Below are 13189 nucleotides of genomic sequence, written 5' to 3'. Positions count from 1 at the left end.
ATGTCATCCGTTCATCCGCTCGCGGGCACGGAGGCCCCGGGGCCGGACCCGGTCATCGGCGCGCTGGGAACACTCGGCGAGCCGGTCGACTGCACCGGGCTGCGGAGCCTGTCGCTGGAAGGGCCCCAGGTGCTGTGGCTCGTCGTGGCCGGCGCCCTCGACCTGTTCGCGGTGGACGCGGTGGAGCAGGGGCACTGGCACTTCCTGGGCCGTCTGGAGCCGGGGACCCTCGTGCTGGGCCCGGTCGTGGGCCCGCAGCACACCCTGGTCGGGCGCCCCCTCCAGGAGTGCGTGCTGCGCCGGGTACCGCTGCGCGAGCTGTACCGGCAGGAGTACGACCAGGGGGCGTACGAGGCCCGGTCCCGCAGCCACTACGACACCGGGGACGCGGCGCTCAGCCTGCTGGAGCACGCCTTCTCGCTCGGCGTGGGCCGGAGTCAGCGTGTGCTGTTCGAGGCGCCGCTGGACGGGCGGACCGCCGTCGACAGCTCGGTGGGCGACGACGACGTCCTGTGGCTGCCGGTGTCGCCCGGCAGCGTGCAGTACGGTGCCGCGTTCAGTGCCGAGGCCTCGGGTGACCTGCTCGTGGACCCGGCGATGTGGCAGGGGATGGTCAATCAGCAGTACCGGCTGCTGTCGGCGCTGGACCGCTGGATCGAGCAGCTGGAACGTGCCCACGAGGACCGGACCGCCGCGGGCATGAAGGCGGGTGAGGCCGTCCGCAAGGAGGCCGACCACGCGCTGCTGACCTCGATCGGCCGGTCCGCGCGGGGCACGTCGCCCGCGAAGGGCGCCTCGGACGACGCGGTCCACGCGGCCTGCCGCCTGGTGGCGCGGGATTCGGGGATCGTCCTCGCCGAGCCGGCGACGGGCGGCGCGGTGAGCGACCGGATCGACCCGGTCGAACGTGTCGCGGTCGCCTCGCGCGTCCGCACCCGGGCGGTGCGGCTGGACGGTCGCTGGTGGCGGGAGAACTCCGGTCCGCTGGTGGGCAGTCGGGCCGCGTCCGGGGCGCCGGTCGCGCTGCTCTGGCGCCGTGGCCGCTACGAGGCGGTCAACCCGCTGACCGGGCGGCGCGCCCGTGTGGACAGCGACTGTGCCGAGGACTTCGACGAGCGCGCCGTGATGTTCTACCGGCCCCTTCCGGAAAAGCCGTTGAGCAGAAGGCAGCTGCTGCGTTTCGGTCTGTTCGGTACCAGGGGCGACCTGCGGAACCTGGTGCTGGCGGGGCTCGTGACGGTCGCGCTGGGGTCGCTGGTGCCGATCGCGACCGGCAAGGTGCTCGGCGTCTACGTGCCGCAGGCGCAGAACGCCCTCATCGTGCAGGTGTCGCTGGCCGTCATCATCTCCGGTGTCGTCTCGGCGGCGTTCATGCTGCTGCAGAACCTCACGATCCTGCGGATGGAGGGGCGCATCGAGAGCACGCTCCAGCCCGCGGTCTGGGACCGGCTGCTGCGGCTGCCGACGAAGTTCTTCGCCTCGCGCTCCACCGGGGAACTGGCGAGCGCGGCGATGGGGGTGAGCGCCATCCGCCGGGTGCTGTCCGGAACCGGTCCCGTCGTGGTGCAGGCGGGCACGCTCGGGGTGATGAACCTGGGTCTGCTGCTCTGGTTCAGTGTCCCGCTGGCTCTCACCGCCGTCGCGATGCTGGTGGTCATCGCCGGTGTGTTCCTGACCATGGGCATGTGGGAGCTCCGCTGGCAGCGCCGTCTGGTCGAGCTCGGGAACAAGCTGAACAACCAGGCGTTCCAGACCCTGCGCGGACTGCCCAAGCTGCGGGTCGCCGCGGCGGAGAGCTTCGCGTACGGGGCGTGGGCCTCGGAGTTCGCCCGCAGCCGTGAACTGCAGAAGCGGGCGGGCCGCATCAAGAACATGACGACGGTCCTCAACGCCGTCTACCTTCCGCTCTGTTCACTGGTCGTCTTCGTCCTGCTAGCCGGCCCGGCTCGGGGTTCCCTGACGGCCAGTGAGTTCCTGACCTTCAACACGTCCGTGACGATGCTGCTGACCGCTGTCACCCAGCTCACCGGGGCGTTCGTGTCGGCCGCCGCCGTGCTGCCGATGTTCGAGCAGATCAAGCCGGTGCTCGACGAGGCGCCCGAGGTTCGCGGCACCAGCACGCAGCCGGGTTCGCTGTCCGGGGAGATCGAGGCCAGAGGAGTGTCCTTCCGCTACTCCGAGGACGGCCCCGTCGTCCTCGACGAGGTGTCGCTGAGCGTGCGTCCGGGCGAGTTCGTCGCGATCGTGGGGCCCAGCGGATGCGGGAAGTCGACGCTGCTGAGGCTGCTCATCGGCTTCGACAGGCCGGCCTCCGGCAGTGTCCTGTACGACGGTCAGGACCTGACCTCGCTCGACCCGGCGGCGGTGCGCCGCCAGTGCGGGGTCGTCCTGCAGAACGCCCAGCCGCTCTCCGGATCGATCCTGGACTGCATCTGCGGTGCCGAGGTCTTCACCCAGGAGGAGGCGTGGGAGGCAGCCGCGATGGCGGGGCTGGCCGAGGACATCAAGCGGATGCCGATGGGGCTGCACACCATGATCGCGGGCGGCGGCTCGATCTCCGGGGGCCAGCGCCAGCGGCTGATGATCGCCCAGGCGCTCGTCCGGCGCCCCCGCATCCTGTTCTTCGACGAGGCCACCAGTGCGCTCGACAACGAGACCCAGCGCACGGTGATCGAGAGCACCCGGTCCTTGCGGGCCACCAGGGTCGTGATCGCGCACCGGCTGTCCACGGTCCTGGACGCCGACCGTGTGATCGTCATGGCCGACGGCCGTGTCGTCCAGGAGGGCCCGCCCGCCGAGCTCCTCGCGGACACGGGCGGGCAGCTCCATGAACTGGTGCGGCGCCAGATGAGTTAGGGACCGCTTCCCGCGGTGGAGGCCTTGGGCAGGTGGTCTACGGCCGTCGCCCGCCCGGCCTCGGGGGCTCCACCGCGTCGCGGATGCTGGCGCGTGCCGCCGCGGCGACCGCTTCGGGGGTGATGCCGAACTCCTCGTAGAGCCGTTCGTAGTCGGCGGACGCTCCGTAGTGCTCGAGGCTGACGATCCGTCCGGCGTCGCCGACCACCTCGCGCCAGCCCTGGCCGACGGCGGCCTCGACGCTGACGCGGGCGCGCACGTCGGGCGGCAGCACCTCGTCCTGGTAGGACATCGGCTGCTCGGCGAACCACTCGCGGCAGGGCATCGACACCACCCGGACGGAAAGCCCCTCGTCGGCCAGCACCTTACGGGCGTCGAGCGCGATGTGGACCTCGGATCCCGTCGCCACGAGGATGACGTCGGGGGCGGTTCCGGAGGCTTCGACCAGGACGTAGGCGCCGCGTGCCGCTCCTCCGGCAGAGGCGTGGACGCCGTCGGCGCGGTCCAGGACCGGCAGGTTCTGCCTGGTCAGGACGAGACCGGCGGGGCGGTCGGTGTGCTCCAGGATCGTCCGCCAGCAGGTGGTCGTCTCGTTGGCGTCTCCGGGGCGTACGACGTCGAGCCCGGGGATCGCGCGCAGCGCGGCGAGGTGCTCGACGGGCTGGTGGGTGGGGCCGTCCTCGCCCAGTCCGATCGAGTCGTGGGTCCACACATAGGTGGCGGGAAGCTTCATCAGGGCGGCGAGGCGGACGGCGGGGCGCATGTAGTCGCTGAACGTGAGGAACGTGCCGCCGTAGGGGCGGGTCAGGCTCTGCAGCGCGATGCCGTTGAGCACGGCGCCCATCGCGTGCTCACGGATCCCGAAGTGCAGGGTCCGTCCGTAGGGGCCCCCGCCGAACTCGGCCGTCTGCCGGTCCACGGGGATGAAGGAGGGCTCGCCGTCCATGGTCGTGTTGTTGCTGCCGGCGAGGTCGGCGGAGCCGCCCCACAGCTCGGGCAGCACCGGCGCGAGGGCGGTGAGCACCTGGCCGGAGGCCTTGCGGGTGGCCATGCCCTTCGCGTCCGCCGGGAAGTCCGGCAGGGCGTCGGTCCAGCCGTCGGGCAGTTCCTGCTCCCGCAGCCGGTCGAGCAGCGCCGCCCGCTCCGGGTTGGCGGTGCGCCATTCCTCGTAGGTCCGCTGCCAGCGTTCGCGGGCGCCCTTGCCCCGCTCCCCGACCGCCCGGGTGTGGGTGAGGACCTCCTCCTCGACGGGGAAGTACGCCTCCGGGTCGAAGCCCAGGAGCCGCTTGGTCCCGGCGACCTCCTCGTCCCCCAGGGCCGCCCCGTGCGCCTTGCCGGTGTTCTTCTTCGTGGGGGCGGGCCAGCCGATGATCGTGCGCAGCATGATCAACGAGGGCCGGGACTGTTCCGCCTTCGCCGCCTCGATCGCGGCGAGCAGCGCGTCGACGTCCTCGACGTAGTCACCGGTACGGGTCCAGTCCACGGTCTGCACGTGCCATCCGTACGCGGCGAAGCGGGCCGGGACGTCCTCGCTGAACGAGATGTCGGTGTCGTCCTCGATGGAGATGTGGTTGGAGTCGTAGAACGCCACGAGGTTGCCCAGCTGCTGATGCCCTGCCAGCGACGCCGCCTCGGACGCGACGCCCTCCATCATGTCGCCGTCGGAGGCCAGCACGTACACACGGTGGTCGAAGGGGCTGGTGCCCGGCGCGGCGTCCGGGTCGAGCAGGCCCCTCTCCCGGCGGGCGGCCATCGCCATCCCGACGGAGGCGCCCATCCCCTGGCCGAGCGGTCCGGTGGTGATCTCGACTCCGCGGGTGTGCCGGTACTCCGGGTGGCCGGGGGTCGCGGAGTCCCAGGTCCGCAGTGCCTTCAGGTCGTCCATCTCCAGGCCGTAGCCGGCCAGGTAGAGCTGGATGTACAGGGTGAGGCTGCTGTGGCCGCAGGAGAGGACGAAGCGGTCCCTGCCCAGCCACTGGTCGTCGGCGGGGTCGTGCCGCATGACCTGCTGGAACAGCAGGTAGGCGAGCGGCGCCAGGCTCATCGCCGTGCCGGGGTGTCCGTTGCCGGTCTTCTGGACCGCGTCGGCGGCGAGCACCCGTACGGTGTCCACCGCGCGCAGGTCCAGGTCGCTCCACCCCGCCCGTACGGCCACGGGCAGCGCCAGCCCGGGGTCCCGGGATGCGGCGAGGCCGGAAGAGGATCGTTCGGGCGCCATGGTGTTGTCTCCCTCGGATGTCGCTTCTCGGTTCGACGGGGCCGGTGTGAGCGGTTCGCCACCCCTCGCATCCTCCGTTCCTCCGCCGCCCTCCGCACCCGGAGCGGGCCCGGCGGTGCGGTGGGCTCCGGTGCCCGCGGGACGGAGGGCCGCCGTGCGCGGGTGACGACGCGTGTGCCCTGCCGACGGATCGCCTACCCCCGCCCGGGCGGTGCAGGCGGGTCCGTCGCGGGCGGGCAGGTACGGGGCCCTCACATTCCGCGATGCCCGGTCCGCCGGGCGGCGCATGTGGCACAGTCGGGCCGGTGGATGAGCTGCGGCCCCAGGACCCCTCGCGCATAGGCACCTATCGACTGCTCGCCCGCCTCGGTGCCGGAGGGATGGGTCAGGTCTATCTGGCCCGCTCCCCCGGTGGGCTGCTGGTGGCGGTGAAGGAGATCCGGGACGAGATCAGCGACCACCCGGAGTCCCTGGCCCGCTTCAGGCGGGAGGCCGCCACCGTGGAGGCCGTGCGCAGCGCGTACACCGCCCGGTTGATCGAGTCGTCCCTCGGCGCCCCGCCCTACTGGCTGGCCACCGAGTACGTGCCGGGGCCCACCCTGCGCGAGGCGGTCCGAGAGGGCGGGCCGTTCCCTCCCGGCAGTGCCCTGAAGCTGTGCGCCGCGCTGGCCGAGGGCCTGGCGGCCGTCCATGCGCACGGGGTGACCCACCGGGACCTGAAACCGCAGAACGTGATCCTGTCGCCGCAGGGGCCGCAGCTGATCGACTTCGGCATCGCCCGGGGGGTCGGGCAGACGGTGCTCACACGGGACGGGACGGCGCCGGGAACCCCGGGGTTCGCCGCACCCGAAGTGGTCCTGCGCAACGAGGTGGGCCCCGCCGCGGACGTGTTCGCACTGGGTGCGACGCTCGCTTACACGGTGACGGGCAGGCCTCCCTTCGGATCCGGCGACGCGGCGACGGTGAGCTACCGGGCCGTGCACGAGGACATCGACCTGGACGGCGTCGGCCCTTCGCTCGCCGCGCTGATCCGGGAGTGTGCCGCCAAGGACCCGGCGGACCGGCCGGATCCGGCGGCCGTGATCGCACGGTGCGCGGTGGATTCCGCGCTCGCGACGGACTCCTTCTACCGTGCGCTCTCCCGGACCGGCGGCACGGCCGCGCGGGGCGACGACGAGACAGCCACGTTGCCCGCCGACGCGGCGGAGCGGGACGGGGTGGTCCTCCCCACGCGACCGGGCGGAGGCACCCCGGGTGAGGGCGCATCCGTGTCCGCGGGCCCGTCCGGTCCCACCCCGTACGACGGAGCGGACCGTCCGGCGTCCGAGGCCCGTTCCGGCCGCCGGGGGGCGCTCGGACTCGCCGTGGTCGCGGCTGTGCTGGCCTCCTCGGCGACGGCCTGGCTGCTCTCGGGACAGCCGCCGGACGGTGGGGCCGGAGCGGGGCCGACAGCGGGCGGTGAGGTGTCCCGCCGGCCCGCCACCACCGCACCGGCCTCGGACCCGCCCGACCACATCGTGAGCGACGGGAGGACACGGGAGCGCTGGACCCTGGCCGAGGATCCCGCGCAGGCGGCCCAGGGCATCGGCTCCTGCGGCCTTTCCGGCCTGGACATGGCCTCGCTGCCGGTGGACCTTCAGTCGTCCGTCTCGCACACCACGGGCTCGGACACCGCCAGGGTGGAACTGCGCCCGAGGAACGCCGGGAAGGGGAAGCGGCCCGCGCCGTACCACGTGGCCGTGGGTGTCCTTCCGCCGCACGGGATCGATCCCGCCACGGGCCGTCCCACCAGGAAGACGGGCGAGGGCGTCGGCTTCACCGGCAGGCCCGTCGACATCTTCTCGAAGTGGTCCTCGGGCGGCACGCTCACCTTCCGCTATCCCGACGACTTCCGCGCCCACCTCGACGGCCGGACCGTCGACGCCGTGCCCGTGGGCGACGACCCGGGTGACTGGACCGTGGTGCTTTACCACGTGGAAGGCGGACCCGACGGGATCACGCCTGTCGTCTGCAACGGCTTCCACGCCTGAGAAACCGGGCCGAGGCGCCGAGGGCCTGCCTCCCAGGTCCGACGAACTTGTTCGTGACGAACATGTTCGTTACGTTCGGGGGGTGACCCCGCGAACCCCCGCACCCCGCAGCCGCCGCGACCGCCCCGCGAAGCCGGCCCTCACCCACGAAGCCATCGTCGCCGCAGCGGTGCGGATCATGGCCGCCGAGGGCCTGCAGCGCGTCACCATGCGCAGGCTGGCCCAGGAGCTCGACACCGGTCCCGCGTCGCTGTACGTGTACGTCGCCGGTACGGCCGAACTGCACGCCGCGATCCTGGAGGATCTGCTCGGGGAGGTCGATCTGGCGGCCGCGGCCGACGACGGCGACTGGCGCGACCGGCTGGCCCAGGTGCTCCTGTCGTACACCCGCGTCCTGTTCGACCATCCCGGCCTCGCGCACTCCGCGCTCGTCGCCCGGCCCTCCGGGCCGCACTACTTCGCCCTGGTCGAGACGGTCCTGTCCCTCCTGCACGAGGGGGGCGTACCCGACGGGCAGGCGGCCTGGGGGGTGGACGTACTCCTCCAGGTGGCCACCGCCACCGCCGCCGAACAGTCCGCCCGCGCGGGCGATCCCGGCTCGGAGGGCGACCACGACGCGCTCGTCGAGGCGCTGGGGCAGGCGCCCTCCCGGACCTATCCGCGCATCGCGGCGCTCGGCGCCGACCTGAGTTCCGGCACCCCGCAGCAGCGTCTGGCCTGGATCTTCCGCGCTGTCGTCAACGGCACGGCCGGCACCCCCCGGAGCACCGACCGGGGCGACGCCCCGTCCTGAGCACAGGGCGACGCGGCCCGGAGCCCGCACACCGCACACCGCACACCGCACACCGCACACCACCGAACGGCAGAGAGCGCAGGCAGCACCATGACCACCAACACTCAGCACCGCCCCGTGACCGTCGTCGGCGCCGGCCTCGGAGGCCTGGTCCTCGCCCGCGTCCTCCACCGACACGGAATCGAAGCCACCGTCCTCGACCTGGAGGCCGGCCGTGACGCCCGCACCCAGGGCGGCATGCTCGACATCCACGAGGAGACCGGGCAGGCGGCACTCCGCGCCGCGGGGCTGTACGACGGGTTCCGGGCCCGGGTCCACCCCGGTGGCGAGGCCCTCCGTGTACTCGACAAGCAGGCCCGCGTACTTCTGGAGCAGAAGGACGACGGCAACGGCGGGCGTCCCGAGATCGACCGGGGCGACCTGCGCGACCTCCTGCTCGACTCCCTGCCCGAGGGCACCGTCCGCTGGGGCGCCAAGGTCATGGGAGCCGAACCGCTCGGCGGCGGCCGCCATCGCGTGACGCTGGCGGACGGCACCACGTTCACCACCGGGCTGCTCGTCGGGGCGGACGGCGCCTGGTCGAGGATCAGGCCACTGCTCTCGGAGGCACGGCCCGCCTACACCGGTATCTCCTTCGTCGAGCTGGATCTCCTCGACGCCGACGCCCGCCACCCCGAATGCGCCGAACTGATCGGCGGCGGCATGTTCTTCGCCCTCGGTGAGCACAAGGGTTTCCTGGCGCACCGCGAGACGGACGGAAGCCTGCACGTCTACACGGCGCTGCGCGCCGACGAGAGCTGGCTGTCCACCATCGACTTCACCGACACGGAGGGTTCCAGGGCCGCACTGCTGGAGCAGTTCGCCTCCTGGTCGCCGGCCCTGCGCGGGCTGATCACCGGGGCCGACGGTCCGCTGACCCCACGGCTCATCCACGCGCTGCCCGTCAGCCACCGCTGGCAGCGCGTCCCGGGGGTGACCCTGCTCGGGGACGCCGCGCACCTGATGTCCCCGTTCGCCGGGGAGGGAGCCAACCTCGCCATGATCGACGGCGCCGAGCTGGGGCAGGCCGTCGCCGCCCACCCGGGAGACACCGAGGCCGCCCTGTCGGCCTACGAGGCGGCCCTGTTCCCGCGGAGCGAGCGGACCGCCCTGGAGACCGCAGAGGGGCAGGAGACCCTGTTCCACGACCGGGCCCCGCAGACGCTCGTCGACATGTTCTCCTCCTCCGGGGCGTAGACGGGCACCCGCGGCGCCACCGGGCGCCTGTCCGGGCTCACACCACGGCGATGTGGGAGAAGCGCGCCGCGGTGTGCAGTTCGGACTCGATGCTCCCCGCAGTGAGCCGGAGTTGCGGCAACACCTGCTCCAGGCATTCCTCGATCGTCCGGCTGCTGCTGTGCATGGCGACGTTGATGGACGCGACCGCGCCGCCGTCACGGTCGCGCACGGGTACGGCGATCGAGCGCAGGCCGGCTTCCAGTTCCTCGTCGACCAGCGCGTATCCCCCGGCACGCACGCCTTCGAGAACGTCCTCGAGTTCGCTCCGGCGGGTGAGGGTGTGGGGGGCCAGCTGGCGCAGCTCCGCGTGGTCGAGGAGGGACCCGAGTGCTGCGTGTGGCAGGTCGGCCAGCAGGACCCTGCCCAGGGATGTGGCGTAGGCAGGGAAGCGGGTCCCGACGGTGATGTTGACGTTCATGATGCGGCGGGTGGCGGCACGTGCGACGTACTGCACGGAGTCGTCGGCGAGGACGGCGAGCGACGCGGATTCCTGGATGCGCCCCGCCAGTCCGGCGAGGTGCGGCTCCGCGATCCGCGACAGGGTGGTGCGGGACAGCGGCGGATATCCGAGCGAGAGGACGCGTGGTGTCAGCCGGTGTTCGCGGTCGTCCACCGTGACGTAACCGAGGTGTTCCAGGGTGATCAGGGCGCGGCGCGCGGAGGCGCGTGAGAGACCTGTCGCGCGGGCCACGGCACTGAGCGTCAGAGCCGCGCCGTCGCCGCCGAAGGCGGTGATGACGGTCAGGCCCCTGGCGAGGGACTCGACGAACTCCCGGCCCAGTTCCTGTTTCGAGGCCGCGGTCCAGGACGCGAGGGCCCCGGAGGCCGTGGCGACGTCGCCCTCGGGGGATGCCTCGCGCAGTCGCCGCTCCATCGCCGAAGCAGCCTCGCGCAGCCGGGGCAGGAGGTCCCGGCGCAGGTCCCGCGCGGTGTACCTGCTGGTGTGGCTGACCACGTTGAGCGCGCACGCGACGGCTCCGGCGGGGTCCCGCACGGGCACGGCGAGGGCGATGAGGCCGGGCTCGATCAGCTGGTCGTCCAGTGCGCAGCCCTCGGCGCGCGCCGTGTCCACCCGTTCCCCGAAGTGGCCGTCGTGCGGGGCCGGGGGCAGGGGCGGGAAGCCGGATCCTTCCGGGTCCAGGAGCCGCCTCTCCTTCCACGTCTGCCACTCCGCGGCTCCCCAGTTGGTGGCGAAGAGCGCGCCCGGGGCGGTGCGTTCGGCGGGCAACAGGTCGCCGATGCGGAAGCTCAGGGACATCGGGCGGCGCCGGGTGGCCTGGTGCACGAAACGGATGTCCCCGTGGTCGGGCACAGCGAGCGAGACCGACTCGTCGAGTTCGTCCGCGAGGGCGTCCACGCTGTCGCCGAGCAGGCCGGGGAAGCGGATCGACGAGAGATAGGCGTTGCCCAGCTCCATCAGGCGCGGCGCGAGGGTGACGGACCTGCCGTCGACGCGGACGTATCCCGTGCGGGCCAGCGTGAGCGTGACGCGGTCGACGGTCGAGCGGGCCAGGCCGGTGGCGCGTTCGAGTTCGCTGAGGCTGAGGGAGCCGTCCGCGTCGGTCAGCCGGCGCAGGACGGCGATGCCCCGCATGAGCGGGGCGACGGCCTCCGCGGGCACCTGTGTGCCGGGCTGAGCGGTCCGGGTCGGTGGCATCTGGGTCTCCGTCGGGTGGGTCCGTGCAGGAGAGACACGGTACGGCGGTGGGCGGTGTCCGGACGCCGCGGGGCGGTCCCGGCCGCGGACCGCCGCGCCCGGGCCGTTGACAGGGCTCCGATCCGGGCGGCACACTCCTGGCATCACAGTGAAGGAAACTTCACTGTGCGAACACTAGGGGATGGGCGGTTCCATGGACAAGGTGGTCGCGTCAGCGGCGCTGGCCGTCGCCGACGTGCCGGACGGCGCCTCGGTGGCGGTGGGGGGCTTCGGGCTCAGCGGTGTGCCGAACGTGTTGATCGATGCCCTGTACGCGCGCGGCGTCAGCGGACTCGGTGTCGTGTCCAACAACTGCGGAGCGATGGACACCGGCCTCGCCGTGCTGCTCTCCGCCGGCCGGATCAGCCGGGTCACCGGCTCGTACATCGGCGGGAACAAGGAGTTCGCCCGGCAGTACCTCGGGGGTGAGCTGGAGCTCGAACTCATCCCGCAGGGCACCCTGGCCGAGCGGCTCCGGGCCGGCGGGGCGGGGATCCCCGCGTTCTACACCCCGGCCGGTGTGGGGACGCAGGTCGCCGACGGCGGAATCCCCTGGCGGTACGACGGCGAGGGCGGGGTGTCCGAGGCCTCCCCCGCCAAGGAGGTACGCACCTTCGACGGCACCGAGTACGTCCTGGAGCACGGCATCCGCACCGACTTCGCCCTCGTCAGGGCGGCGAGGGGCGACCGGCACGGCAACCTCGTCTTCAACAGGTCCGCGCGCAACTTCAACCCGCTCGCCGCCATGGCCGGCCGCGTCACCGTCGCCGAGGTCGAGGAACTGGTCGAGCCGGGCGACATCGACCCGGACCACGTGCATCTGCCGGGCATCTTCGTGCAGCGGGTGGTGGCGCTGACCCCCGGGCAGGCCATGGACAAGAAGATCGAGAAGCGGACGATCACGGAGCGGGAGGCACGGGACTGATGGCCTGGAACCGGAACGAGATGGCCGCCAGGGCAGCGGCGGAGCTGCGCGACGGCGAGTACGTCAACCTCGGCATCGGACTGCCGACGCTGATCCCGAACCATCTGCCCGAGGGCGTGCACGTCGTCCTGGAGTCCGAGAACGGCATCCTGGGCACCGGCTCCTTCCCGTACGACGAGGACGTCGACCCCGACCTCATCAACGCGGGCAAGGAGACGGTCACCGTCCGGCCTGGCGCCTCGTTCTTCGACTCCGCGCTCTCCTTCGGCATGATCCGCGGCGGCCACATCGACACGGCCGTGCTCGGGGCCATGGAGGTGTCGGCCCGGGGCGACCTCGCCAACTGGGCGGTGCCGGGCAGGATGGTGACCGGCATCGGCGGGGCCATGGACCTGGTGCACGGCGCCCGCCGCGTCATCGTGACCATGACGCACACGGCCAAGGACGGCAGCCCCAAGATCGTCGAGGAGTGCACCCTGCCCCTGACCGGCAAGGCGTGCGTCCACCGCGTCATCACGGATCTCGCCGTGCTCGACGTGACCGACGACGGCCTGGTCCTGGTGGAGACCGCCCCCGGGGTGAGCGCCGCCGAGGTCCTGGAGAGGACGGCCGCCCCGGTCCGTACGGCGGAAAGGGCGGCGTCATGAGCTTCCGTCCCCGCGACGTGTACGTCGTCGACGCCGTCCGCACCCCGGTCGGCAGGTACAACGGGGCGCTCGCCCAGGTGCGGCCCGACGACCTGGCCGCCCACGCCATCCGCGCGCTGCTCGACCGCACCCCGGAGCTCGACCCCGCGCGCATCGGTGACGTGGTGCTCGGCAACGCCAACGGCGCGGGTGAGGAGAACCGCAACGTCGGCAGGATGGCCGCACTCCTCGCCGGTCTGCCGGTCTCCGTCCCCGGGGTGACCGTCAACCGGCTCTGCGCCTCGGGCCTCGAAGCCGTCGTCCACGCCGCACGCGCCGTGGCGCTGGGCGACCACTCGCTCGTCGTCGCCGGCGGTGTCGAGTCGATGACCCGCGCCCCGTACGTCCTGCCCAAGAGCGACCGCGCCTTCCCTGCCGGGCACACCGAGATGTAGTCGACCACCCTGGGCTGGCGCATGGTCAACCCCCGGATGGACCCGCGGTGGACGGTGCCGCTCGGCGAGAGCGCCGAACTGATCGCGGAGAAGCACTCCATCAGCCGTGAACAGCAGGACGAGTTCGCCCTGACCTCGCACCGGAAGGCCTCGGCGGCCCGGTCCGCGGGACTGTTCGACGGGGAACTCGCACCGTTGACGATCCGGGGGCTGAGGAACATCCGTGTCAGATCGTGCGCTAAGGGTTCGCTGGGTTTTTTCGTGCTTTGACCTGGGGTGATTGAGCGTCGGAGCCTTCGTGGGTCGTTGTTG

General features: G+C 72.4%; 8 protein-coding genes and 1 pseudogene. 7 read left to right on the top strand and 2 right to left on the bottom strand.

All coding sequences use genetic code 11. The features are described 5' to 3' along the window. A complete protein-coding gene (locus P8A20_RS33210; protein WP_306104829.1) occupies positions 1-2856 on the top strand; it encodes an NHLP bacteriocin export ABC transporter permease/ATPase subunit in 2856 nt (951 codons plus the stop codon). A 37-nt stretch (positions 2857-2893) separates the two neighbouring features. Here P8A20_RS33210 and tkt read toward each other — a convergent pair whose 3' ends face one another. Then, positions 2894-5074 (bottom strand): transketolase, encoded by a 2181-nt coding sequence (tkt, locus tag P8A20_RS33205; protein ID WP_147961214.1) that lies wholly within the window; start codon positions 5072-5074, stop codon positions 2894-2896. 305 nt (positions 5075-5379) lie between these two features. Here tkt and P8A20_RS33200 point away from each other — a divergent pair, with 305 nt between their 5' ends. The 3 genes from P8A20_RS33200 to P8A20_RS33190 all read left to right on the top strand — a co-directional run bounded on the left by P8A20_RS33200 (position 5380) and on the right by P8A20_RS33190 (position 9133). Next, a complete protein-coding gene (locus tag P8A20_RS33200) occupies positions 5380-7104 on the top strand; it encodes a serine/threonine-protein kinase (RefSeq protein ID WP_261988807.1) in 1725 nt (574 codons plus the stop codon). Positions 7105-7186: 82 nt separating this feature from the next. Continuing rightward, a complete protein-coding gene (locus tag P8A20_RS33195; RefSeq protein ID WP_147958025.1) occupies positions 7187-7897 on the top strand; it encodes a TetR/AcrR family transcriptional regulator in 711 nt (236 codons plus the stop codon). 90 nt (positions 7898-7987) lie between these two features. Beyond that, positions 7988-9133 (top strand): FAD-dependent oxidoreductase, encoded by a 1146-nt coding sequence (locus P8A20_RS33190; protein WP_147958024.1) that lies wholly within the window; start codon positions 7988-7990, stop codon positions 9131-9133. Positions 9134-9170: 37 nt separating this feature from the next. Here P8A20_RS33190 and P8A20_RS33185 read toward each other — a convergent pair whose 3' ends face one another. Then, on the bottom strand, positions 9171-10832 hold the full coding sequence (locus tag P8A20_RS33185; RefSeq protein ID WP_147958023.1) for an IclR family transcriptional regulator domain-containing protein: 1662 nt from the start codon (positions 10830-10832) through the stop codon (positions 9171-9173). Between the two features lie 193 nt (positions 10833-11025). On the opposite strand from P8A20_RS33185, the gene P8A20_RS33180 reads away from it, so the two are divergent. The 3 genes and pseudogenes from P8A20_RS33180 to P8A20_RS33170 form a co-directional block, all read left to right on the top strand. Continuing rightward, positions 11026-11796 (top strand): CoA transferase subunit A, encoded by a 771-nt coding sequence (locus tag P8A20_RS33180; RefSeq protein WP_147958022.1) that lies wholly within the window; start codon positions 11026-11028, stop codon positions 11794-11796. Then, positions 11796-12443, top strand: a complete 648-nt coding sequence (locus tag P8A20_RS33175; RefSeq protein ID WP_147958021.1) for a CoA transferase subunit B — start codon at positions 11796-11798, stop codon at positions 12441-12443. The genes P8A20_RS33180 and P8A20_RS33175 overlap by 1 nt, the downstream gene beginning before the upstream one ends. Next, positions 12440-13081: pseudogene (locus P8A20_RS33170) on the top strand (thiolase family protein); the annotation flags it as partial. The gene P8A20_RS33175 and the pseudogene P8A20_RS33170, both read left to right, overlap by 4 nt. Between the last annotated feature and the right edge of the window lie 108 nt (positions 13082-13189).

The sequence above is a fragment of the Streptomyces sp. Alt3 genome (assembly GCF_030719215.1).
Lineage (GTDB): Bacteria > Actinomycetota > Actinomycetes > Streptomycetales > Streptomycetaceae > Streptomyces > Streptomyces glycanivorans.
The sequence above is the reverse complement of the archived record's forward strand: the minus strand, read 5'-3'. Positions and strand labels throughout refer to the sequence as shown.